This window comes from Luteibacter sp. HA06 (assembly GCF_054061215.1).
In genome coordinates, this window is record NZ_JBSSDZ010000001.1 from 1642081 (window position 1) to 1662219 (window position 20139).

Annotated in this window: 18 protein-coding genes; 9 read left to right on the plus strand and 9 right to left on the minus strand. The window is 64.8% G+C overall.

The window, feature by feature from the left end:
* Window positions 1-173: 173 nt before the first annotated feature.
* Genes ACVWWJ_RS07370 through ACVWWJ_RS07380 form a run of 3 tightly spaced genes read right to left on the minus strand, consistent with a single transcriptional unit; the run spans window position 174 to window position 2972 of the window.
* A complete protein-coding gene (locus ACVWWJ_RS07370) occupies window positions 174-1211 on the minus strand; it encodes a response regulator (protein ID WP_052767135.1) in 1038 nt (345 codons plus the stop codon).
* Complete coding sequence (locus ACVWWJ_RS07375) at window positions 1211-2581, minus strand: sensor histidine kinase (RefSeq protein WP_456967261.1); 1371 nt, start codon at window positions 2579-2581, stop codon at window positions 1211-1213. Before ACVWWJ_RS07375 ends, ACVWWJ_RS07370 begins: the two co-directional genes overlap by 1 nt.
* A 1-nt stretch (window position 2582) precedes the next feature.
* Window positions 2583-2972 (minus strand): cytochrome c, encoded by a 390-nt coding sequence (locus ACVWWJ_RS07380; protein WP_456967262.1) that lies wholly within the window; start codon window positions 2970-2972, stop codon window positions 2583-2585.
* Window positions 2973-3036: 64 nt separating this feature from the next.
* Between ACVWWJ_RS07380 and ACVWWJ_RS07385 the strand changes: the two genes are divergently transcribed.
* Entirely contained in the window at window positions 3037-3849 is an 813-nt protein-coding gene (locus ACVWWJ_RS07385) for a tRNA threonylcarbamoyladenosine dehydratase (RefSeq protein WP_159890358.1), read from the plus strand.
* Between the two features lie 3 nt (window positions 3850-3852).
* Here ACVWWJ_RS07385 and ACVWWJ_RS07390 read toward each other — a convergent pair whose 3' ends face one another.
* Window positions 3853-4917, minus strand: a complete 1065-nt coding sequence (locus tag ACVWWJ_RS07390) for an aminotransferase-like domain-containing protein (RefSeq protein WP_456967263.1) — start codon at window positions 4915-4917, stop codon at window positions 3853-3855.
* 36 nt (window positions 4918-4953) lie between these two features.
* Here ACVWWJ_RS07390 and ACVWWJ_RS07395 point away from each other — a divergent pair, with 36 nt between their 5' ends.
* The 4 genes from ACVWWJ_RS07395 (at window position 4954) to ACVWWJ_RS07410 (ending at window position 9376) form a co-directional block, all read left to right on the plus strand.
* The gene (locus ACVWWJ_RS07395; RefSeq protein ID WP_456967264.1) at window positions 4954-5214 is read left to right on the plus strand and encodes a GIY-YIG nuclease family protein; all 261 of its coding nucleotides are present in this window, start codon (window positions 4954-4956) and stop codon (window positions 5212-5214) included.
* Complete coding sequence (locus tag ACVWWJ_RS07400) at window positions 5211-6107, plus strand: 2OG-Fe(II) oxygenase (protein WP_456967265.1); 897 nt, start codon at window positions 5211-5213, stop codon at window positions 6105-6107. The genes ACVWWJ_RS07395 and ACVWWJ_RS07400 overlap by 4 nt, the downstream gene beginning before the upstream one ends.
* Window positions 6108-6194: 87 nt before the next feature.
* Window positions 6195-8465: a M1 family metallopeptidase gene (locus ACVWWJ_RS07405; RefSeq protein ID WP_456967266.1), complete on the plus strand. Its 2271-nt coding sequence runs from the start codon at window positions 6195-6197 to the stop codon at window positions 8463-8465.
* Complete coding sequence (locus ACVWWJ_RS07410) at window positions 8462-9376, plus strand: hypothetical protein (protein WP_456967267.1); 915 nt, start codon at window positions 8462-8464, stop codon at window positions 9374-9376. The genes ACVWWJ_RS07405 and ACVWWJ_RS07410 overlap by 4 nt, the downstream gene beginning before the upstream one ends.
* Here the strand turns inward: ACVWWJ_RS07410 and ACVWWJ_RS07415 are convergent.
* From ACVWWJ_RS07415 to ACVWWJ_RS07425, 3 genes are all read right to left on the minus strand, one after another.
* Window positions 9373-9909, minus strand: coding sequence for a GNAT family N-acetyltransferase (locus ACVWWJ_RS07415; RefSeq protein WP_159890368.1), 537 nt, complete (start codon window positions 9907-9909; stop codon window positions 9373-9375). The genes ACVWWJ_RS07410 and ACVWWJ_RS07415 overlap by 4 nt on opposite strands.
* Before the next feature lie 22 nt (window positions 9910-9931).
* Window positions 9932-10393, minus strand: coding sequence for an SET domain-containing protein-lysine N-methyltransferase (locus tag ACVWWJ_RS07420; protein ID WP_456967268.1), 462 nt, complete (start codon window positions 10391-10393; stop codon window positions 9932-9934).
* A 99-nt stretch (window positions 10394-10492) separates the two neighbouring features.
* Entirely contained in the window at window positions 10493-10843 is a 351-nt protein-coding gene (locus ACVWWJ_RS07425; protein WP_456967269.1) for a ComEA family DNA-binding protein, read from the minus strand.
* Between the two features lie 215 nt (window positions 10844-11058).
* Between ACVWWJ_RS07425 and ACVWWJ_RS07430 the strand changes: the two genes are divergently transcribed.
* The 4 genes from ACVWWJ_RS07430 to ACVWWJ_RS07445 all read left to right on the plus strand — a co-directional run bounded on the left by ACVWWJ_RS07430 (window position 11059) and on the right by ACVWWJ_RS07445 (window position 15095).
* The gene (locus tag ACVWWJ_RS07430) at window positions 11059-12501 is read left to right on the plus strand and encodes a M20 family metallopeptidase (protein WP_159890374.1); all 1443 of its coding nucleotides are present in this window, start codon (window positions 11059-11061) and stop codon (window positions 12499-12501) included.
* Window positions 12498-13202 carry a YggS family pyridoxal phosphate-dependent enzyme gene (locus ACVWWJ_RS07435; protein WP_456967270.1) on the plus strand — a complete coding sequence of 235 codons (705 nt, stop codon included), beginning with the start codon at window positions 12498-12500 and terminating at the stop codon, window positions 13200-13202. The genes ACVWWJ_RS07430 and ACVWWJ_RS07435 overlap by 4 nt, the downstream gene beginning before the upstream one ends.
* A 266-nt stretch (window positions 13203-13468) precedes the next feature.
* Window positions 13469-14188: a C40 family peptidase gene (locus ACVWWJ_RS07440; RefSeq protein ID WP_159890378.1), complete on the plus strand. Its 720-nt coding sequence runs from the start codon at window positions 13469-13471 to the stop codon at window positions 14186-14188.
* A 154-nt stretch (window positions 14189-14342) separates the two neighbouring features.
* Window positions 14343-15095: a pseudouridine synthase gene (locus tag ACVWWJ_RS07445; protein ID WP_456967271.1), complete on the plus strand. Its 753-nt coding sequence runs from the start codon at window positions 14343-14345 to the stop codon at window positions 15093-15095.
* A gap of 149 nt (window positions 15096-15244) precedes the next feature.
* Here the strand turns inward: ACVWWJ_RS07445 and kbl are convergent, their stop codons facing one another.
* Both kbl and ACVWWJ_RS07455 read right to left on the minus strand, forming a co-directional pair.
* Window positions 15245-16444, minus strand: coding sequence for a glycine C-acetyltransferase (gene kbl, locus ACVWWJ_RS07450; protein WP_159890382.1), 1200 nt, complete (start codon window positions 16442-16444; stop codon window positions 15245-15247).
* Between the two features lie 82 nt (window positions 16445-16526).
* The gene (locus ACVWWJ_RS07455) at window positions 16527-20138 is read right to left on the minus strand and encodes a DUF748 domain-containing protein (RefSeq protein ID WP_456967273.1); all 3612 of its coding nucleotides are present in this window, start codon (window positions 20136-20138) and stop codon (window positions 16527-16529) included.
* Window position 20139: the final 1 nt, after the last annotated feature.

The following is a 20139-nucleotide window of genomic DNA, read 5'->3' on the forward strand; positions in this document are numbered from 1 at the left end:
GAGAGGCGTCCTGCGAAGCCCGCGCGGGCGGACTTCGGCCTCATGCCATTACAAAGAGAGACGTCACCGGGCTCCGGCGTCGGAACGACCGTGGGGCCACGCACGACAAAGGACGCCTGACGCACCGGATGATCCGGTACGGTGGCGTCCTCCACATTGAGAAATTAGCCCAATTAGATGAAGCGTGGCCGGCTGTCGGCCGAGAGGCTCAGGTCCTGCTCGCGCAGCCAGCTCCGGTACGACTTGATGTGTTGCAGCCGGAAGCGCTCCACGTCGTCGATCAGGGCGTAGTAGTACCACTGTTCGCCGGAAACGGCCGTGGCGGGGTACATGTGGGCTTCCGGGTTCTCCACGCCTTTGTGGTAGAAACCGTCCCGGGAGCGGAACCAGGGCAGTGCCTCGCCGCCGCGGAGGGCGTCGAGCACGGTCTGGGGCGCGCCGAGATCTGCCGCAATTTCATAGTGGGTCCGCAGGTCCTCGTCCGTCTGGACGAGGAGGAAGCGCCCGATACCCCAGGCGTCGATCAGCAGCAAGCCGGTGGGATTGCAGTGCACGTAGCACTCCACGGGCTGGAAGGTGGCCGTGACGCTCTGCAGAACCTCGCGGAAGGCCGGGTCACGCAGGAACCGGAAGTTGCCCAGTGCCAGCGTTTCAGCGACGAAGGCGCTGGCCCGCTCGAAGTACCGGCGCTGAAGCTCGGTGATCGCCGTCTGCAGCTTTTCGATCGCGAGGGGATCGTTCTTGCGGATGAAGCGGTCGATCACGCCCGAATTGAAGGCATCGATCGCCGTGGCGTCGTCCGCGCGCCCCGTGAGCAGGATCTTGCCGATATGCGGATTCGGCAAGCGCTTGCAAAAGGTGATGCCGTCCATCTCGGGCATGGCCTGGTCGACCACCACCACGGAAATCTCCGCGAAGCGCTCGGGGTCGTAGACCACCCGGTGGATCGAGTCGATATCCAGCGCCACGAGTTCTTGCGTTTCGGAAGGCCGGTCCTTCCAGCGATAGAGCCAGCCACCGCCCGGAACAGGGCGGCTGCCGTTATTGCCCAGGGTGGCCAGCGCGCTGCGCGGCGAACTGAAGGTGCGCACGCGGACCATCGGATCGAGCAGGAGCGGCACGACGTCGAGATATTCCTCGTGGTCGTCCACGAGAAACGTCGTCGTTGGAAAGTGGAAGGGCTGGATATCGCCCTGCGAGTTCAACGTCATCACTGCCGGTCCCCGGTCTCCGCATGCGGAAAGGTAAGGATGAACTCAGTGAATTCACCCAGATTCGTTCGGCAGACGATGCCACCTCCCATATGCTCCATCGCCGCGCGGCAAAAAGCGAGACCTATTCCTAGCCCGGTGATCGCCCCGGTGCCCGGGCTGTCACTCGAATACGAGTAGAAACGGTTGAAAATACGGGGTACGACGTCCGGTGGGATGCCCGGGCCAGTGTCATGGACGCGTATGCGGCTGGCCCGTTCGCCCGGCTCGATGAAGACGCCGATGTCGCCCTTGCCAGCCCGATCGGTATGAAAAAGTGCATTGCGCAGCAAATTGAACAGCACGTGGACGACCAGGCTCTCTTCGCCCAGGAGGGAAAAATCGCCGGTGGGGGACAGGGTGATCCGCTCGCGTTCGGCGCGCGAGCCGTACGGAAAGCGGCGCAGGGCCTGCTCCACGCACTCGCGGGCAGTAAGCGGAATCAGGGGGACTTCGCCGATCGGCCGGGCCGAGAGCAGAAGCATGTCGATGATCGTATTCGCGTAGGTGACTTCGCGCTCCATGACGCCGATGCTGCGCTCGAGCGCATGCAGGTTCTGGGTGCGCAGTTCCGGAACCTCCAGGCCCGCGCCTTCGGCGAGCCGGTGGCTGCGGATCAGGTCTGGCATGAATCGGGCGACCGCCCGCGCGGCGATGCGCAGCGACCCCAGCGGTGTGCGCAGTTCGTGGGCGATGTTGTTCGACGCGGCAGTCAGCGCTTCGATGCGCGACTGCTCGGCCATGGTGGCGGACACCGTGCAGGTGGCGCCGCCGACCATGCCGAACAACAGCAGGGGAACGTATTCGAGCATCGTCTGGGTTTGCAGATGGGCTTCGGGAGAAAGCACGAAGACCAGGCCGGCAAGCAGGCTGCCGATGCTGAACACCAGCAGGAAGCTCACGATGTCGAACAGCATCATCAGCAGCATCACGCAGGCCAGGTGGGTCATCAGCCAGGCTGGGGTGGCATTGCGAAGGGTCATGTAGCCGACGAAGAAGGGCATCGCCACGGTCATCGCGAAATACCAGTACGTGGGCAGGTGCGTGCGCAGTCGCCGTGGCCACCATGGCAACAGGGCCAGCGGAATGAAGGTCGCGCTGCATACCAGCCGCATCGGCAGGTTTTCGTAGGGCTGCGGAAACAGATAGGCCCATACGGGGTAATACACGGCAAGGCAAAAGCTACCGACCACGCCGATAGCGACCATCTTCGGCTGCGAGTAACGGGTGCGCAGGAACATGGTGGTTTCGAAGCGCGCCATGGCACGCACCAGTAGCCACCACTGCATGCGAAGGAAGCTGGTCGGCCGGTCGGGCGGGGATCCCGTCATGTCAGCGGAATTGCTGGTGACAGGACTGGCAGGCGTCGCCCACCGGTTTCAGGGCGGCAACCAGGGCCTCGCAGGTTGTCGGCGCGCTGGTGAGGGCACCGTCGAGGCTCTTCAGCAAGGCATCGTCGGCCTGGCCGAAAGCGGGCTCCATGTCCGGAAAGGCGTCGCGGATGTCGCCGGCGGTTTCGCGCAGTCGGGTCAGGTGGGCGGCGTTGCCCTTGGCATCGCACTGCTTCGCCCGCACGTTCGAGCGCAGTGCGCCGATGTGGTGCTGCATCACGGCCATCACCCCGTTGTGGAAAGGCGTGCCCTGTCGAAGGGCTGAGATAGCGAACGTGGCGCCCATGGCGCCCATGGCCAGTCCCAGGATGACAAGAAGCAGCGCGCGCATCGGTGATCCATGGCTTTCCGGACTGTCAGCATAGCGGACGGTCCCATTCTTTCAATATGAGACAATGGACACAGTTCCCCACACCGAGATCCCCGTGAGTACGGCCCAGGCCGAACGTTTCGCCGGCATCGAGCGGCTCTATGGCCGCGGCACCCTGGACCGCCTCGCCAACGCACACGTCTGCGTCATTGGTGTGGGTGGCGTCGGCTCGTGGGCCGCCGAAGCCCTGGCTCGCAGCGGCATCGGCCGGCTCACCCTGATCGACGGCGACGACGTCTGCCTTTCCAATACCAATCGGCAGATGCACGCCCTGGACGGCCAGTACGGCAAGCCCAAGGTTGGCGTGGTTGCCGAACGGGCGCATGCCATCAGCCCGACCATCCGCCTCGAGGCCATGGAGCGTTTCCTCACGCCCTCGACGCTGGATGAACTGCTCGACCGCAAGTACGACGTGGTTATCGATGCCTGCGACGCCCTCAAGGTGAAGCTGGAGACCGTCGTGTGGTGTCGACGCCGGAAGGTGCCCCTGGTGACGGTGGGCGCCGCCGGTGGTCGCACGGATCCCACCCTGATCCGCGTGCGCGACCTCTCGCGGACGGAGCACGACGCCATGCTCAGCATGATCCGGAAGAAGCTGCGGCAGGAGCACGGGTTTCCGCGCAACCCCGACCGTTTCTTCGGCGTCTCGGCGGTCTATTCGATGCAGAATGTCCAGTATCCGCAGGCCGACGGCAGTGTCTGTGGCGTCCGCCCCCCGGGGAGCGACGCCCTCAAACTCGATTGCGGCGGCGGCCTCGGCGCGGCCACCCATGTCACCGGGGCATTCGCGTTTGCGGCGGTCGGCAAGGCCCTCGAGAAGCTGACGGCGACGGCCTGAGGCTCAGCGAACGCTGGCCACGATCCGCAGAGCCTCGTCCAGCCGGGCCACATCTTCTTCTGCGGCCAGGCATAAGCGCACTCCCGTCGCATGCTCGCCGTCGGCGGCAAGCGGCTTCGACGGCGTAAGGCGTACGCCCTGCGCCAGGGCACGTGCTTCGAGGCCCGTTGCTTCCTTGTGGGGCAGCCAGGCGTGCAGTCCGTCTGCCGTCACCAGGTCGACACCGATGATGGACCGGGCGAGGCGGTTGCGCTCGACCATGCTTTCTGCAAGATGCGCCAGCAAGGTGTCCGCCGTGCCGTCCGCCATCCAGCCTGCCACGATGGACGGGAGCAACGCAGGGATTCCGTCGGTCGCCAGACGAATCGCCGATGCCGCGCGCTCATGGCTCGCGTCGTCGGGAAGCAGCAGCCAGCCCACGCGGAGGCCCGGCCCCAGCACCTTGCCGATGCCGCCAGCGTGCAGGCAGCGGTCCGGAACGAGGTCTGCCAGCGGCGGAAGCGCGTCGCGCTTGTGCCAGGCGAGCGGTGAGTAGACGTCACCTTCGATAACGGTGAGGTCCCGTGCCGTCGCGACCGCCGCGATGTCCCGGCGCCGCTCTAGCGGCATCGTCGCGGTGGTGGGGTTCTGCAGCGTCGGCTGCAGGTACACGCTGCGAGCGCCGGTCGTCTCGGCCAGCCGGTCCAGTTCTCCCGGCAGCATGCCGTCCCCGTCCATGCCGACCCCGACGACGCGGATGCCGCGTGCCTCGGCACTGGCGCGGAAGCCGTGGTACGTGGACAACTCTACCAGCAGCGTATCGCAGGCGAAGCAGGCTTCGTCGAGGGCCAGCGACAGCGCATGCCGTGCGCCGAGGGTGAGGACGAGGCGACGGGGATCGACGACTACGTGCCCGCAGCGGCGTCGCATCCAGCCGGCGACGGCTTCGCGCACGCCGAGGCTGCCTTCCATGGATGGATAGGCCAGCAGGTCCGGGCCGACGGGAAACGTCGCGAGGGCGACGGCGAGACGCTCCGCTACGGCTGTGCGCAGCGGCAGGTTGACGCCGAGGTCGTAGCTGCCATTCATCGGGCCATTGTAGGCGGCAGACGGTACCCTTACGCCATGTGGTGCGTTTATCTCATCGAATGCCGCAACGGCGCCTGGTACGCGGGGATCACCAACGATCTGCCGGCGCGCTATGCCGCGCACGTCGCCGGGAAGGGCGCCCGCTACACGCGGGCCAATCCACCCGTGCGCCTGCTCGGTTCGCGCGCGTTTGCCGACCGCTCCGCCGCGTCGAAAGCCGAGTGGGCGGTGAAGCGCCTGCCGAGGGCTCGGAAGCTGGCGTGGCTGCAGGAAGAGGCCGATACCGGCACAATGTGAGCGATAGCATCGCAACGACGCAGGTCAGGCATTTGGAAACGCGCTTCCACACGAAGGTCACCCAGGATTGGCAGGACTGGATCCGCGAGGCGCTGGCGGCGGGCAACGCCCCGGCCGACCTGTTGAAGACCATGAAGGAAAACCAGTTCGACGAAGCGGTGGCGCGCGAAGCCCTCGTCACGGCATTGTTCGGCAGCGCCGTGGCCCCCGTGGCCGCGCATGCGTCGGCCCTGACGCCCTTTCACGGTCGTCTCGCCGAAGGCCATGTGCTGCATACGCCCGATCGGGATGTCCGCGTGCTGCTGCGTATCGCGCGGCCCACCATTGCCGTGCTCGACAACGTGCTCGACGCCGATGAGTGCGACGCGCTGATGCGCATGGCGATTCCCCGCCTGGAGCGCTCCGCCGTCGTCGGTGTGGCCGATGGGATCAACACCGTCATGGATATCCGCACCAGCGATGGCGCCTACTTCCAGCGCGCCGAGAACGACCTGATCCGTCGTATCGACGCGCGTACATCGGCGATCATGCGTCTACCTGAAGATCGCGGCGAGGGGCTGCAGGTGATGCGCTACGGTGTCGGCGGCGAGTACCTGCCTCACTTCGATTATTTCCAGCCCGACGAGAAGGGCAGCCAGCCGCACCTCGCCACGGGCGGCCAACGTGTCTCCACGCTGATCATGTACCTGCATGACGTCGAAGCCGGTGGGGAAACGATCTTCCCGCGCATCGACTTCAGCTACGTGCCGCGCAAGGGGCAGGCCCTCTATTTCGAGTACACCGACGCCGAGGGCGTCCTCGACCCGCTGTCGCTCCATGGGGGTGCGCCTGTCGTCCGCGGCGAAAAATGGATCGTCACCAAGTGGATGCGCGAGCGCGTCTTCCCGGGCTGAGTCGCGGCGCTCGACCGTGACCTCTGGCCTATATCGGGTCGAGGCTGGAGCCAGCAATCTCAGTGCATTACAGGGGAGGGTGGATCCATGCGCCGAAGGGCAGCCAGTGTCGTTTATTGCCTTGCCGCGGGGGCTCTCTTAAGCAGCGCGGCCGCCTGGGCCCAGGTCGGTGCACCGTCGCCGGCATCTGCAGCCACCGGGATGCCCTTACCGGCGCCCGCATCGTCACCCGCAACGGCCTCGTCGACATCCGTTGCCGCTGTCCCTGTCGAGATTCCGTTCGCGTCCCCGCATGCTGCCTTCGTCAGGACGCCCAGCGCGCCGAACGCGTGGGGTGGCGCTCGCACGGGTAGCGAGGCGACGCTGTCGGATCGCGTCGTGTCGTATCGCATCCAGGCACGACTGGACCCGGTCAAGCACACGGTCGATGGCCAGCAGCAGCTGACCTGGCGCAACCGTAGCGACCAGCCGGTAAGCGCCGTCTTTCTCCATCTTTACCTCAACGCGTTCGAAGGCCAGGGCAGTACCTTCTTCACCGAGCGCGGCGTGCTTGCCGCCCACGGCGGCTCGCGGGGCATTGCCGAGGTAAAGAAGGGTGAGTGGGGTCACATCGATCTGGGCAACGTCGAGCAGGACGGAGCCGCGCTGAAGTGGCGCTTCGTGCACCCGGATGGCGGCCCGGCCACCGACCACACGGTGGTTCGCGTCGATCTTGCGCAGCCGGTGCCGGCGGGCGGCAGTGTCACGCTCGACATGAACTTCCATAGCCAGTTGCCGCGCGTGATCGAGCGCACTGGCTATGTCGGCAGCTTCCATCTGGTCGGCCAGTGGTTCCCGAAGATCGGCGTTCTCGAACTACCCGGCGAGCGCGGTGCCACGGCGCCTCGCTGGAACGTCCACGAGTTCCACTTCAACAGCGAGTTCTTTGCGGACTTCGGTGAATACGACGTGCGCATGACGGTGCCGAAGGATTATGTGGTTGGCGCCGTGGGTGAGCAGCAGGGCGATCCCACGCCTGAAGGCAATGACCTGACCTGGCATTTCGTCCAGGCCGATGTGCATGACTTCGCCTGGATGGCCGCTCCCGGCTACAAGACGATCGATAGCGCATACACCGGTCCCGGTAGCCCGACGGTGAAGGTTCGCGTGATCTACCCGGCGGAGTATGCAGAAGACGCGAAGCCGGTGATGAAGGCGTCACTCGATTCCCTCGCCTACTTCTCGCAGACGCTTGGACTCTACCCGTACAAGACATTGACGGCGGTCGTGCCGCCGTTCAACGCGAGCGAAGCGGGCGGCATGGAGTACCCGACGTTCTTCACCGCCGATAACTACACGCCGGTAGCACCGAAGACGCTCAACGAATACCTGCTCGATTTCGTGACGATCCACGAGTTCGGTCATGGATACTTTTACGGGTTACTCGCGTCGAACGAATTCGAAGAACCGATGCTGGACGAAGGCCTGAACGAGTATTGGGACGGCCGCATGTTGCGCGAGCGCAACCAAGTGGTCTATCTCACGACGCCGTTCTGGAAATTCTTCGGCGTCGAGGCGCCGATCGGCGGCTTCATGCTCGAACGCATGTTGTCGACGCTGACGCATCCGGCCGATCCCCTCGGCGAGAACTCGTGGGACCGCCTTTCCAGCTCGGACTACGTCACCGTGTATTCGCGCACGACGACGGCCATGCACGATCTCGAGGAACGCCTGGGCAAGACCGTCATGGAGAAGGCCTTCCGTGACTACTACGCCACCTGGCACTTCCGTCATCCCTCGATTGCCGACCTGCAGGCCAGCCTCGCCGAATCCTCGGGCAAGCCCGACGTGGTAGCCCAGGTGTTCGAGCAGTACGTCTACGGCACCGAGAGCGTCGACGACCGCATCAGCGAAATCGTAAGCGACGAGGTGCTTCCGCTTGCCGGAACCTCGATCAAGGATGGCAAGCGTGTCGAGCTGAGCAACGACGACAACGACGATGCCATAGCGAAGCAAAGGAAGACGTGGGAATCAGCGCACCCCGACGCGAAGCCTGGCACGGGGCCGTTTCCGTGGAAAACCACGGTCACCGTAAGGCGCAACGGCTCGCAGGTTCCCCAGGTGCTGAAAGTGACGTTCGCCGATGACTCGGTGGAAACCGTGCGTTGGGACGACAACCGGCGCTGGGCACGGTTCGTCTTTACCAAGCCCGTGAAGGGAACCTCCGCCGAACTCGATCCGGAGCGGAAGATCTACCTCGACGCGAACAAACTCAACGATAGCCGCACGGTCGAAGAGAACCACGCCGCGTCGAATCGTTGGGCTTCGGATTTCGCTGCCCTGTTGCAGGGTATCTACGCCACGCTGGGGACGCTATGAACAACAACGCAAAACGTTCTGCCTTCGCAGCGTTAGGAAACGGTGCCGTCGGCGGCCTGCAGTGGCGTCTGCTGTTGCTCTGGATACTGATCTCGTTGCTGCCAACGCTGGTTGTCGCGCTACCGTTGTGGCGCACCCTGGACGCGCTGCTCGGACACTCCGTGCACGCGGAAGCGTGGGCCACGCACTTCGACGGCCTCATGTTCGGTGACGTTTACACGGCATTGGGAAGGGACAATCCGTGGATCGGCATGGCCTTCGTCGCCGGCATGATCCTCACTCTGGCGATCTCCCCGTTTCTCACCGGCATGGCGGTCGCCGGTGGCCGCGCCGGACGTGCGCTGAGCTTCGGCGGCCTGCTGCAGGGCGGCGCGACGGAATACGGACGCATGCTGCGCCTGCTGGTGCTGACGATCATTCCTTATGGACTGTTCGGCCTGATCGCGAAAGTGGCGTCGTCGCTTGCAGACGACAAGACCGACGTCGCCTTGCTTCCGTCCACGGCCGATATGTATTCCTACGGCGCGTTGGCCGTCGCCCTGTTGTTTTTCGTGATCGCCCAGGCAATCGTGGAATCGGCGCGTGCGCAGTTCATCGCCGATATCACGTTGCGCTCGGCGTTCCGCGCACTTGGCCGCGGCTTCATGCAGTTCGCGAAGCGTCCGTTCGCAACGGTGGCTGTCTATCTCGTGATCACGCTGTTTGGCACGGCGCTGGTCGTGTTGATCGCAGCATGGCGCGGCCACACGGTGGCGGCGGGGAGCGGCCTGCTGGTCGCCTTCGTCATCGTGCAGTTGGGTGTCATCGTGATCGCGTGGATGCGCACGGCTCGCCTTCTGGCGCTGGCGCGTATTGCCGCTGTCAATCCCGCACAGCGTCGTCGTCGCACGGATTTCGCGCCAGCACTTTAGCTGGCGCGGCGGACTTCGCGATGCGGCGGGTAGTAGGCGAAGAGATGCGTCGCGCCGCCGAGAAAATCGATGTTGTCGATATGTTCGCCGCCGAGGCGTTCTGCGACATGGTCGGACGCCTCATTACCGATGCGGACGAGGCTGATCACGCGCTGTGCGTGCATCTCGTTCCATGCAAAAGCGAGGATGGCTTCGCCGGCTTCGGTGGCGTAACCGTGGTGACGGTGTTCGGGTTTCAGCATCCAGCCCAGTTCGAGGTCAGGCCAGCCTTCCGGCTTCATCAAGCCCGCGCGGCCGATGAACTCGCCGCTGCTTTTCAGCTCGATCGCCCACATGCCGCAGCCGCGGAGCGCCCAATGGCCGAGCAACATGGCCATGGAGCGCCACGCGTTCATGCGATCCAGGGGCTGACCGTCGCCGATCCAGCGCGTGCTTTCGGCGTCCGCGAGCATTTTCGCGTAATCGTCGAAATGGCGTTCGGTGAGGGCGGTAAGCCGCAGGCGCGGCGTTTCCAGAACAGGGATATCGGACATTGCCATCGAAGTGACCAAGGTATCAGCCGAGCAGGGCGGCAAGGGCGCGTGTGCTTAACGCGAGACTGTCCTGCCAGGACAAGCCGGTTATTTTCTCACCAGTTGCCGCGTCGTTAAAGCTCTCGTTCTCATCTGGCGGCAGAAGGTGGCGATAATCGACTGTGATTTCAGTGCCTTGCGGAAGGTTCTTTGCGGCAAAAATAAATCCCAAGTGCCAGATTCCGGTCGGTTCAAAGCTGTGATTGACGTAACACTCGTCCGGCCAGTCGGGCGAAACGGTGTAGCGGTCCTCGAACCAGCGCGCCGCCGCGTACTGATTGACGGCAAGCGCGGGCGTGGCGAGGATCTCGGCCCAGGAGTGGGTACGGTCGATGGCATCGGGCGCGGTGACGATGCGTCCGGCGTCGACGGGTTCGTCGACGAACAAGCCCTTGCCAGCCCCGGGAATACCGGAAGCGGCGATGCGGTAACGCGGCAGGATCATTGGATCATCAGGCCCCTGTTCCCACCGGCAGGGCGCATGAAAAGCGCCGCCGGCACGGGGCGCGAGTGTAGCGCGTTCGGCCGGCGACGGAAGGGGGCGTTAGTCCTCCGTGTCAGCGCCGCGGGCCTTGGCCGGGCGGGCGGGACGCGCCTTCTTCGCCGGCTTGGCGGCGTCTTTGGAGCCCTCCTTGGCGGCATCGACAAGAATCGACTCGCGATTCCGGTCGACCAGCGACTGGCCGATCCCCTTGACCGAGGTGAGCTGGTCGGCGCTGTCAAAAGCGCCGTTCGCCTCGCGCCAGGCGACGATGGCCTGGGCCTTGGCAAGGCCGACGCCATCGAGGGCCTGGGCCAGGGCGTTGGCATCCGCCGTATTGACGTTGACCGGCGTGCCGGCCATGGCGGGCAGTGCGAAGAGAAGCGCCGTGAGGGCGAGAACGACAGGTTTCATGAAAGCTCCTTGGTGAGGCGCGGGATGGCGCCGATGCACTCTGCCCCTCGGCCCGGCAGCCGCGAACCGGCGTCGCGAGGCACGACCTGTCCGCCGTCGACCCGGCGCGAAGCGCTCGCACGCCCCGTTTGGGCCAGCCGAGCCCTACAGCGTGACGAGGCGGTCCTACGGGGCGCTGTTACAATCGTGCTTTGACCTCACGAGTCCTCCCCGTCATGGATACCTCCCGCATTTCGTCCTTCGTCAGCGACCTCTGGGACGCGGAGATCGTCCCGCAGCTGGTCGAGTACATCCGCATTCCGAACAAGTCACCGATGTTCGATACGAAGTGGCGTGAACATGGCTACATGGACCAGGCCGTGACCCTCATGGAGACCTGGGCGCGCTCGAAGCTGGGCGCCCTGGAAGGCGCTTCCCTGGAGGTGGTTCGCCTGGAAGGCCGCACGCCGCTGATCTACATCGACGTCCCGGCGCAGGGTGTGCAGGGCGCGGGCACGGACCAGACCGTCGTGCTCTATGGCCACCTGGACAAGCAGCCCGAGATGACAGGCTGGGCCGACGACCTCGGTCCGTGGACTCCGGTGATCAAGGGCGACAAGCTTTACGGCCGCGGTGGCGCGGATGACGGCTATGCCATCTTCGGTTCGCTCGCGGCGCTGCTCGCGTTGCGCGACCAGGGGGTGCCGCATGCTCGCTGCGTCATCATGATCGAGGCCTGCGAGGAGTCCGGCAGCTACGACCTGCCGTACTACGTCGATCACCTCGCCGAACGCATCGGCAACCCGGCCCTCGTGGTCTGCCTCGACTCGGGCTGCGGCAACTACGACCAGCTCTGGCTGACCACCTCGCTGCGCGGCATGACCGGCGGTAACCTCACGGTGCAGGTGCTCGAAGAGGGCGTGCACTCGGGCGACGCGTCCGGCGTGGTGCCCTCCAGCTTCCGGATCCTGCGCGATCTGCTCAGCCGTCTGGAAAACCCGCAGACGGGCGCCATCGTGCCCCCCGAGCTCTACGTGGACATCCCCGCGCAGCGTGTCGACCAGGCACGTCGTTCCGCCGAGGTACTGGGCAACGATATCTACGACAAATTCCCGTTCGTCGAAGGCATGAAGCCGGTGACCGACGACCTCGCCGAACTCGTGCTCAATCGCACGTGGCGCCCGCAGCTCGCCGTGACCGGCGTGGGCGGCATGCCGGCTCTCGACAGCGCGGGTAACGTGCTGCGTCCGAAGACGGCGGTGAAGCTCAGCCTGCGCGTACCGCCGACCCTGTCCGGCGCCGAGGCTGGCAAGTTCCTCAAGCAGCTGCTGGAGAAGGATCCCCCGTACGGTGCGAAGGTCACCTTCGATCTCGAAAAAGACGGCAGCGGCTGGAACGCGCCGGCGCTGTCGCCATGGCTCGAGGAAGCGGTGGCGAAGGCCTCCGAGCACTACTTCGGTGCCCCGGCTGCCTACATGGGTGAGGGCGGCAGCATCCCCTTCATGGGCATGCTGGGCGAGAAATTCCCGCAGGCCCAGTTCCTGATCACCGGCGTGCTCGGGCCGCATTCCAACGCACACGGTCCGAACGAGTTCCTGCATATCCCGACCGGCAAGCGCGTGAGCATGGTCGTGGCCGACGTCGTGGCACGCCACTTCCAGGAAGCGGCGAAGGCATGACGGCCGACCTCGCCACGCTCGGCGGTCGCCTGGCCGCCGTGCGGGCGGCGATAAGCGCGGCCTGCGCGAACGCGGGCCGCGACCCGGCGGAGGTCACCCTGCTGCCGGTCAGCAAGACCTTCGACGCCGACGTCGTTCGCGAGGCGATCGGCCTGGGTCTGCGCCGGTTCGGTGAGAACAAGGTCCAGGAGATCCAGGCCAAGTCCGTGGCCCTCGCGGAGGAACGGCTCGACTGGGTCGTTATCGGCCACCTGCAGACCAACAAGGCGAAGCCCGTGGCGGCGATCGCCAGTGAGGTGCAGTCCCTCGACCGCCTCGAGCTCGCCGTCGCCCTGGACAAGGCCCTGCAGGCCCAGGGGAGGGGCATCGACGTCCTGGTGCAGCTGAAGACCTCGCGGGAAGACAGCAAGTTCGGGCTCGCCCCGGAGGCGTTGCCGGGCTTTCTAGAGCAGATGCGCGCTTTCTCGTCCCTGCGGGTGCGCGGCTTGATGACCCTGGCTGAAGCCTCGGACGACGAAGCCGTCGTGAGGAGCTGTTTTCGGACCCTGTATCAGTGGCGCAACAGGGGTCGCGAGGCTGGATTTTCCCTCGAGCGATTATCCATGGGCATGAGTGGCGACTTCGCTCTGGCGATTAGTGAAGGCAGTACCGAAGTGCGAATAGGGAATGCCATCTTCGGGGCGAGGAACTACAAGCCCTAGCGGTGTCCAACAAGGGTAAATGTCAGTCCGGCGCTCGTGACGAGCCCCGGATCCGGTCACATATGTGAAAGCAACCCCTTATATCCATTCAGAATTCCCTCCCGCAGGCCGCAGTTTCCTGCGACTTCTCTGAATATTTCCTAGGAATGGCGTTTTTTAACTTTATGCCAACAACTATCTGGACGGGGTTTGCTAACTTCACTCATCGTTCACGGTCGTCCCACACTTTGGCGGCTTAACTTTCCGATGAAAAGGCCTTCTCGCTCATGCTGTTAAAGCGACTGACCGCTCTCGCGTTAGCCACCACATGTATCGCCGCCGTAACACCTGCCTTTGCCGATTCCGTCACGCCTTCGCAAGGCCTCGACCAGTCTGCTTCGCTGCTGTTGACCGACCTCCCGGTGTTCGCCCCGGCCGCGGCGCTCGCCCAGTCGACCATTCCTGACCTGGCCGCCCTGACCGCCTCCAAGGCGCCGGCGGCAGCTGCCAACACCCAGATTGCCGCCGCCGATGCGGACACCGACAACACGGCCGATGACGACGACGACAGCCTCGTTGCCGCCGCCACCGCCAAGCTCGCCGGCCACGTCGACGGCCACGCTCGCGAGTCGCTCCTGGCCTTTGCCATGAAGCTCCGCGACATCCGTTACCACCGCGGTGGCCGCGCTCCGTCCACCGGCTTCGATTGCAGCGGCTTTGTCCGCTATGTGTTCATTCACAGCATCGGCCTCGATCTCCCGACCAACTCCGCTAGCCAGTTCCTCGCCGGCCTGAAGGTCAAGCGCAACGAAATGAAGACGGGCGACCTGGTCTTCTTCCGCACCCGCGGCAAGGCCGTCTCGCACGTCGGTATCTACATCGACAACGGTCAATTCATTCACTCCCCGTCGGCGGGCAAGACGGTGCGCGTGGACAGCCTTAACGAGGCCTACTGGGCCCAGCACTTCGTCGGCGCCAAGCGTCCCGAAGGCATCGCAAAGATCTGACGGAAGCCCTTCAACGACTATTTCCGAAACGGTGTGCTCCGGCATGCCGTTTTTTTTGTTGTGGGAGCCGCTTCAGCGGCGAAAAACCAGGTTACCGCGCTCTTCCCGGTAGGCCCGCTGCCGCGTTCCGGTGGTGCGGCGTTATCCTGTACCGATGCCCTTCCAGCCTCGCCTCCGGCCACGCCACCCCTCCACACCCGTCTTCGGCCTCGCCCGCGTGCTCTCGAAGCGCGGCATCTGCTCTCGTAGCCAGGGTGAGAAGCTGGCCCGCGAGGGCAGGGTGCGCGTGGACGGCAAGATCGTCCGCGACCCCGAGTTCCCGATAGCGGGCCACGAACGGATCGATGTCGATGGCACCGGTACGGAGGTCGCCGCACCGGTCTATATCGCCATGAACAAACCGCGGGGCATCGTCGTCACCGCGGCGGACGAGAAGGGTCGCGAGACCGTCTATTCGCTGATCGAGGGCGCAGGTTTACCGTGGCTCGGCCCTGTCGGACGACTCGACAAGGCGAGCGAAGGCCTGTTGCTGCTGAGCAACGACACCGTATGGTCAGCGGGGATCACGGAGCCGGCTACGCATGTGGCGAAGACCTACCACGTGCAGGTCGAGGGGCAGCCTGGTGAGGAAGCCTTGGGAGCCATGCGGGAGGGTGTCGTCGATGCAGGCGAGGTGTTACGCGCCACATCGGTCTCGCTACTGCGCCAGGGAGAGCGCAATGCCTGGCTGGAGGTGACGCTCGATGAAGGGCGCAATCGCCATATCCGTCGGCTGCTCGCGGCGTTGGGTTTCGACGTGAAGCGCTTGCTGCGTACAGCGATCGGGGATCTGGTCCTGGGCGAGTTGGCCAAGGGGCAGTGGCGGCATCTGACGGGTGCCGAGGTGGCGGCATTGAGGCGGCGGTGAGGCCGGTATGCGGCGGTGAGGCGAGCACTCATCGCCGATAAATCGGCTCCCACAGGAGCCGTGCCCTGTGTGGGAGCCGATTCATCGGCGATGCTCTTCGTAGGAGCCGATTCATCGGCGAACCGCGTGACAGCGCGGCCGGGCTTACCTCAACCCTTCAACACACCCAACTGCTTCCCCACCTTGGTAAACGCAGCAATCGCCTTATCCAGATGCTCACGCGTATGCGCCGCACTCATCTGCGTGCGGATGCGTGCCTTGCCCTGTGGCACCACGGGGAAGAAGAAGCCGGTGACGTAGATGCCTTCGTCGAGCAGGGCCGTGGCCATGGCCTGTGCCTGCTTCGCGTCATAGATCATCACAGGGACGATCGGATGTATACCGGGACGGATGTCGAAACCCGCCTCGGTCATCTTCTCGCGGAAGTAACGCGTGTTCTCCTTTACCTTGTCACGCAGGTCGCCAGCGGCATCCAGCATGTCGAAGACCTTGCTGCCGGCAGCGACGACGTGCGGCGGCAGTGAGTTCGAGAACAGGTACGGGCGCGAGCGCTGGCGCAACAGTTCGATCACTTCGCGGCGGCCGGTGGTGAAGCCACCAAGCGCGCCGCCGAGGGCCTTGCCCAGCGTGCCGGTAATAATGTCGATCTTGTCGAGCACGCCGTGGAGTTCGGCGGATCCGCGGCCGGTGTCACCGAGGAATCCGGTGCAATGGCATTCGTCGATATGGACGAGCGCGTTGTACTTCTTCGCCAGTGCGGTGATCTCGGCGAGCGGCGCCACGAAGCCGTCCATCGAGAAGGCGCCGTCAGTGGTGATCAGCTTGGTGCGCGCGCCAGCCGCGTCGGCGGCCTGCAGCTGCGCTTCCAGGTCGGCCATGTCGCAGTTGGCGTAGCGGAAGCGCTTGGCCTTGCACAGGCGGATGCCGTCGATGATCGACGCGTGGTTCAGTGCATCCGAAATGATCGCGTCTTCTTCGCCGAGCAGCGGCTCGAACAGACCGCCGTTCGCGTCGAAACACGCGGCGTACAGAATGGTGTCTTCCTTGCCGAAGAAGCTGGCGATCTTCGCTTCCAGCTCCTTGTGGAGGTCCTGCGTGCCGCAGATGAAGCGCACGCTGGCCATGCCGAAGCCGTGGGTGTCCAGCGCGTCCTTGGCCGCCTGGATCACCTCGGGGTGATCCGCCAGGCCCAGGTAGTTGTTCGCGCAGAAGTTGAGCACCTTGCGGCCGCCTTCGAGTTCGATCTCGGCGGACTGCGGCGAAACGATGATGCGCTCGCTCTTGAACAATCCCTGTTCACGAATGGAGTCGAGTTCGCTGGCGAAGCGCGTCTGGCCCGGGTAGGTCATGGTGGAAGTCCAGGGAGTGGGAGTATTTCTCAATTGTGAGGCCTCTGGCCCATTGAGAAAACCCGACAGTCGCCCCGGCGTGTCAGTGCAGGCCGAAATCCACGCGGGTGGTCTTCCCGCCGTCGTCTATGCCCTTGGGATCGAGCTTGGGCGCCTGGACGAACAGCCGTTTGTCGTCGACCTTGCCCTGGAGCCACTGGCGCACCGCATTGGCCCGCCGTTCGGCCAGATGGCGCAGCGCGTCGGCGTCCACAGGCATATTGGTCTCCATCAGCGTGCGCATTTCCTCCGGCGGCTGGGACTTGGTCAGGCCGATCACGTTCTTCGGCTTGGGGAAATCGGCATGCCGATAAGCCCGTTCGAGGTACTTGTCCTGCTCCTCCGCGGTGGGCGCCGTGGTGTCGTCACCCTTGGCGTTCACCTGCTCCTTATGAATGAGATCTTCGACCATCACCTTGCGCAATCCAGCCTCATCCTTGCTCGTGTCGATGCGACCGATGATGTCGAGGCTGATCGAGGGTTTGTCGGCTAGCACCTTGACGATCTGGCCCAGCTTTTCCTGCGCCGACGCGTCGAGCACGTCCGATCCGGGAGCGAACTCCACGTAGCCGAGGTCCTCGCGACCGCCACCGCCGCCGATGGAGGCGAGGAGGCGGAAGGGCGAGGTCACCGCCTTGACGATGAGGTTGCCGATCGCGCGCCAGACCAGGCCGCCGACGCTGAAGTGCGGATCGTCGAGTGAGCCTGACACCGGCACATGGACATCGATCCGTCCCTGGCTGTCCTTGAGTAGCGCCACCGCCAGCTTGACGGGCAGGTGGCTGACGCCGGGTCCCTCGATACGGTCACCGAAGGTCAGCTGGTCGATGAAGATGTGGTTGTCCGCGCTCAGCTTGCGCTGGTCGAGCGTGTAGTGCACATCGACGTTGAGCCGCCCGCTGGTGATCGGATAGCCGGCGTACTTGCCCGAGTAAGGCGACAGGTTGGTGAGCTGGATGCCATCGGCCTTGGCCGTGATGTCGAGAAACGCCACCGGCGCGAGCGGATTGATCGTGCCCTCGATATCCACCGGCGCATTGCTGTCGAGCTGGCCCTGCAGGGTCAGGGCAGCCGGGGGCGCCCCACCGGCCGTGCCGAACGCGCCGATCTTGCCGGTCAGTTGAGTGATGTCTGCGGTGTAGTTCGGTTTGATGAAGTTGTCGGTGTAGTTCAGTTGCCCGCGGGTGAGGGTGATCTGGCCGATCCGTAAGTCAGCCTCGGGGCCGGAAGCGGCGGGGACCTCCACGGGTGCCGCGGCGGGCGCAGCCTTCGGCGCAGGATTGGCCTGCGTCTGGGTGACCGACACCGCACCAGGCGCTTCCGGGCTGGCAACCACGTCCTGCAGGTTGAGACGCCCTGTCGCGTTGATGATGACGCGTGCGTAGAAGTCGTCCAGCGCCAGGCCGCCGATCGCAACTCGGGGCACACCGTCACCCAGTGCGACCACCATGTTGCTCGCGCTGAGCGAGGTCCAGCGCAGGAAGTCGTCGTTGGTGACCTTGTCGAGAATACGAACACGCCCGAGCGTGGCGTTCCCGCGATATCCGACTTTCGCGGTGTCTTTGCCTTGCACGCTGTAACGCACCTGGCCATCCATGCTGAGCAGGCCGCTGCCCACGCGGACATTCAGCGGCACGGTGACCAGGGTCTGCAGCGGTGCGACATCGACGCGTGTGGTCTGTACTTTCAGGTCGGCGTCCAGCGGATCGGGCCTGACCGTGCCACTGACCAGGAAAGACCCGTCCCCAAGGCCGCCTTTCAGATCCAGCTTCAAAGGCTTGCGCAGGTCGTAGGATAGACCGTCGACGCTGAAAGCGCTCGCATTCAACGTCACGGCGTTGCGTTTGCCCGGCGCCTTCGCCTCGCGCAAGGTGACCTTGCCGTCGTTCAAGCCGAGATGCGCAACGCTCCAGTGCCAGTCAGAACCGGCCGGATGCGCTGCAGACGCGGAGGGCGGCATCACGCTGGCAAGGTCGAAGTTGCCATTGGCCAGGCGCTGTACGTCGAGGCTCAGGCCACCCAGCAGTACCTCGTCCACGCGAGCCTCGCTGGTGGCGATGTCGACCAGGGCGATCGATGCGCTTAGCGATGTCCACGTGACTGGGGACGCGCGGCTGCCGCGGGGCACCAGCGTGAAACCGTCCAGGCTTGCCTTCGTGCTCGTGATGCGAATCTTTGCAGCGTCGTGCCAGTCGATGGCCAGCGTGCCGTCAGCTGCGACCTTGCCACCGGTGATGTCCGCGTTGAGAAGAGGCGGAGCCAAGGGCATCAGGGAGGCGAGTGACACGTCCTTGAGGACAAGCTTGCCGGCATAGTTGCCCGCCGGGAGGTTCAATTTGCCCTGGGTGGTCGCTGAGCCATCGGCCATCCGTGCCGACATGTCGAGGGTCGCCGGGGCGGCCTTGACCGTGCTGAGTCCCCGCAGGCTGCCTTGCAGATGGTCGAGGTTGAGATGTGCGGGAGAGGGCGCGGCAAGGTCCGCGTACTCCAGATGCGAATCCTTGATCGTGAGGTTGTCGATCCGGACGTCCATCGGCGGCGCTTTTGTATCGACCGTAGTCGCTGGCTGCGCTACGGTACCCTGCGCGGTGAGGGCATCGATGTTGCTCTTGCCGCCCGGCAGGCGCGCATAACGGATCGAAGCCCGTTCGAGCGTCACGGCCCCGAGCCGATAACGGGACGTGAGTGGCTCGAGCACGGTCAGGTCGGCGTCGCCATGCCCCACCTCGAACAACGCCCCCCCATCCTTGCCGGTGACCTTGAGCTCGTCGAGCGTCAGCCGCCCCGTGAGCCGGATGCTCGGATGTGCCTCGGCCATCACGAAGTTGAGCGTCAGTAAGCCGGTCAGCTTGCCACTGGGAACGACGACCGGCAGTGGCGTGGGTACGAAGCCGACGTAGCGTGCGAGGTCCAGGCGATCGAAACGGAAGGTGATCGAGGATTCGCGACTGCTGGCGAAGGGCTTGGTCTGACCCTGCGCTTTCAGTGGGCTGCCGTCGACGTTCATGGCCAGGAGCGGCTGCACGAAGATATCCGTGTCGCTGGGTAGGCTGGCGACGAAGGGGATGCCGAGCTCCAGATGATCGATCCGGTGCGTCGCATTAAGCACGCGGTCGTCGAAATCGATCTGGCCGCCGTGCAGGGCGATATTGGAAACGGCGAAACGCGCGGGTCCGGTATCCGGCTTCGCCGGTCCGCTGGCGAGGCGTTCGAGAATGTCGGTGAAATTGAATCGCTGCGGCGCGGTCCGCTGGATACGAATATGCGGCCCTTCCACGCGAAGCTCGTCCAGGATCGGCGCCGCACGGAAGAGCGAAGCCCACGAGGCGTTCGCCGTGAGCCGGTCGACATCGACAAAGGCGGTGCGGCCGTCGGCTTCGCCAATGTGCAGGCGCTCGACGGTGAGCTTGAGAGTGAACGGGTTGAGGCTTACATCACCGACGGCGACTGGACGGCCAAGCGCAGTGCTGGCGCGGGAGGCGATCTGCGAACGAATCAGGGAGGGCGCGGCGAGGAAGCCGAGCAGGCCGAAGAGGACGACGGCAATGAGGAGCCAGAGTCCGATGCGCCGGCTTCGGCGCGAGCGATAGACGACCAGGGCCTGATCGCGGCCCTTGTCCCAGCGAATGTTCCGCCACGTTTTGCGAGTGTCCATA

Bases quoted from the DNA above. Each gene is read 5' to 3' on its own strand.
- ACVWWJ_RS07415 (WP_159890368.1), bottom strand. From the start codon at position 9,909: ATGTCCGATATCCCTGTTCTGGAAACGCCGCGCCTGCGGCTTACCGCC.
- ACVWWJ_RS07445 (WP_456967271.1), top strand. From the start codon at position 14,343: ATGCCCTTCCAGCCTCGCCTCCGGCCACGCCACCCCTCCACACCCGTC.
- ACVWWJ_RS07435 (WP_456967270.1), top strand. From the start codon at position 12,498: ATGACGGCCGACCTCGCCACGCTCGGCGGTCGCCTGGCCGCCGTGCGG.
- ACVWWJ_RS07395 (WP_456967264.1), top strand. From the start codon at position 4,954: ATGTGGTGCGTTTATCTCATCGAATGCCGCAACGGCGCCTGGTACGCG.
- ACVWWJ_RS07380 (WP_456967262.1), bottom strand. From the start codon at position 2,972: ATGCGCGCGCTGCTTCTTGTCATCCTGGGACTGGCCATGGGCGCCATG.
- ACVWWJ_RS07385 (WP_159890358.1), top strand. From the start codon at position 3,037: ATGGACACAGTTCCCCACACCGAGATCCCCGTGAGTACGGCCCAGGCC.
- ACVWWJ_RS07420 (WP_456967268.1), bottom strand. From the start codon at position 10,393: ATGATCCTGCCGCGTTACCGCATCGCCGCTTCCGGTATTCCCGGGGCT.
- ACVWWJ_RS07390 (WP_456967263.1), bottom strand. From the start codon at position 4,917: ATGAATGGCAGCTACGACCTCGGCGTCAACCTGCCGCTGCGCACAGCC.
- ACVWWJ_RS07455 (WP_456967273.1), bottom strand. From the start codon at position 20,138: ATGGACACTCGCAAAACGTGGCGGAACATTCGCTGGGACAAGGGCCGC.
- ACVWWJ_RS07430 (WP_159890374.1), top strand. From the start codon at position 11,059: ATGGATACCTCCCGCATTTCGTCCTTCGTCAGCGACCTCTGGGACGCG.
- ACVWWJ_RS07425 (WP_456967269.1), bottom strand. From the start codon at position 10,843: ATGAAACCTGTCGTTCTCGCCCTCACGGCGCTTCTCTTCGCACTGCCC.
- ACVWWJ_RS07370 (WP_052767135.1), bottom strand. From the start codon at position 1,211: ATGACGTTGAACTCGCAGGGCGATATCCAGCCCTTCCACTTTCCAACG.
- ACVWWJ_RS07440 (WP_159890378.1), top strand. From the start codon at position 13,469: ATGCTGTTAAAGCGACTGACCGCTCTCGCGTTAGCCACCACATGTATC.
- ACVWWJ_RS07375 (WP_456967261.1), bottom strand. From the start codon at position 2,581: ATGACGGGATCCCCGCCCGACCGGCCGACCAGCTTCCTTCGCATGCAG.
- ACVWWJ_RS07410 (WP_456967267.1), top strand. From the start codon at position 8,462: ATGAACAACAACGCAAAACGTTCTGCCTTCGCAGCGTTAGGAAACGGT.
- ACVWWJ_RS07405 (WP_456967266.1), top strand. From the start codon at position 6,195: ATGCGCCGAAGGGCAGCCAGTGTCGTTTATTGCCTTGCCGCGGGGGCT.
- kbl (WP_159890382.1), bottom strand. From the start codon at position 16,444: ATGACCTACCCGGGCCAGACGCGCTTCGCCAGCGAACTCGACTCCATT.